The 1597-nt window shown below is 66.8% G+C and carries 2 protein-coding genes and 1 pseudogene; all 3 read right to left on the reverse strand.

The annotated features are described in order from the left end of the window. Nucleotides 1-1108, reverse strand: a pseudogene (locus I5W_RS21190) (VTT domain-containing protein); the annotation flags it as partial. A gap of 11 nt (nucleotides 1109-1119) precedes the next feature. Beyond that, nucleotides 1120-1299, reverse strand: a complete 180-nt coding sequence (locus I5W_RS21195) for a hypothetical protein (RefSeq protein WP_044530718.1) — start codon at nucleotides 1297-1299, stop codon at nucleotides 1120-1122. A gap of 15 nt (nucleotides 1300-1314) precedes the next feature. After that, the coding region (locus tag I5W_RS21200) for an SDR family NAD(P)-dependent oxidoreductase (protein WP_044530719.1) at nucleotides 1315-1597 on the reverse strand (283 nt) is incomplete at its 5' end.

Here is a 1597-nt window from a genome sequence, read left to right on the forward strand (position 1 = left end):
GCGCAGCCATCCTCCGACCGGGCAGGTGCGGGCAATACATCTGGTAGCGCGCGGTGGCAGGCTGCCCCTGGTTTTCCAATGCGCTTTTCAGACGATGATGGATGCGCGCGCGCAAGGCGCCCATGGTGGCCTGCTCCAGCCAGCCGCTCTGGGTCTGCGGCGAGATGACGGCGACCTGCGGGCCCTGCGGCTCGCGCAGGCGCGCGCCGATGGCTTCGGCCAGTACGTTGGAGGTGAAATACTGGTTCTCGAAGAACAGTTGCTCGCGCGCTGCGGCAATGGCATCCAGGTAGAGCTCGCGCACTTCGAAGACACCCGGGCGGCCTTCGTAGGCCGGCTCGGTGCGCGAGATGCCGATGTAGAGATCGCGCAGGTCCGGTTCCAGCGCCGCCGGCCAAGGATCTTCGGCCGGCAGCACCAGTGCTGCCGATAGCTGCGCTCGCCGTTCGGCATAGCCGGCCAGCGCCCAACGCCGCCGCGCCAGCTCGCCCAGGGCGCACGCCACCTCGCCATCGACCATGGCCTGTACGTCGTGGAAGGGCGCATAGGGCTTGCCGTCCGGGTCGCGGCGCAGCGGATTGTCGACAGCATGGTCGGGAGTGTCCCAGCGGCAGCGCGTGAGGTCCAGGCCGCCGACGAAGGCCAGCTTGTCGTCGATGACCACGATCTTCTGATGGTGCGACGCCCCCACCGGATGGCGCGCATCGGTGCGGAAGTGCAGGCGCTTGTTGCGTGAGCGGCCGGGCTTTCTGGCCAGGATCCATTCGCGCTCCAGTGCATAGAGCATGGCGTAGTCCCAGTTCAGCACGCGGATGTGCAGATCCGGCTGGCGCTCCACCAACGCGTGCAACAGGTCACCCAGTTGCGGCGGCAGGCCATCGTCGGTGATGCCGGGCACCAGCACGGTACGACTATCGATATCCCAGCCCAGGATGTAGACGCTGCGCCGCGCATTCAAGAGCGCCAGGCGCAGCGCGCGGAAATACTCGGCGGCGTCGATGAGCAGCCTGAAGCGTTGCGCATGTTCCAGTCGCCAGCAATTGCGGCCGGGCTGCAGCAAGCCGGAGTAAGCGTGGTCCTGGTTGTCTTGGGAGACAGGGGATGGCATCAGGCCTCCGTTCAGGGCTTGCCGACCGAGATCGGATGCTCTTGGTTGGCGGGCGGCTGGCTGTCCCCTTGAGCGGGGCGCTTTCGCTCGGGCACCGCGTCGTGTGGCAACGCCTGTGGCTTGCTCCGGTCCATGGCGGTCTCGGTAGCTTGCGTGGTCTCTTCAGGCAGCGGGATCTTGTCGGCGCTCATGTCGCTCTCCCGGGCTCATTGCGGTGGCTGGCCATTGGAGGCCGTCAGGCCACCATCGACCGGCAGGTTCACACCGTTCACGAATCCCGCATCGGGGCTGGCAAGAAAGGCGATCACCGCAGCAATCTCGACCGGTTGGGCGCCCCTTCCCAAGGCAATGCGCTCGGNCAACTTGGCCAGCAATTCCTGGTCGTCGGCCATGTCGGCCGTCATGGCGGTATGGGTCAGGCTGGGGCAGACCGCATTGACGCGCACCCCCTTGCGACCGGCATCGAGCGCCATGGCACGGGTCAGGTTC

The sequence above is a fragment of the Herbaspirillum sp. B65 genome (assembly GCF_000333555.1).
Lineage (GTDB): Bacteria > Pseudomonadota > Gammaproteobacteria > Burkholderiales > Burkholderiaceae_D > Herbaspirillum > Herbaspirillum rubrisubalbicans.

Bases quoted from the DNA above. Each gene is read 5' to 3' on its own strand.
- I5W_RS21195 (WP_044530718.1), bottom strand. From the start codon at position 1,299: ATGAGCGCCGACAAGATCCCGCTGCCTGAAGAGACCACGCAAGCTACC.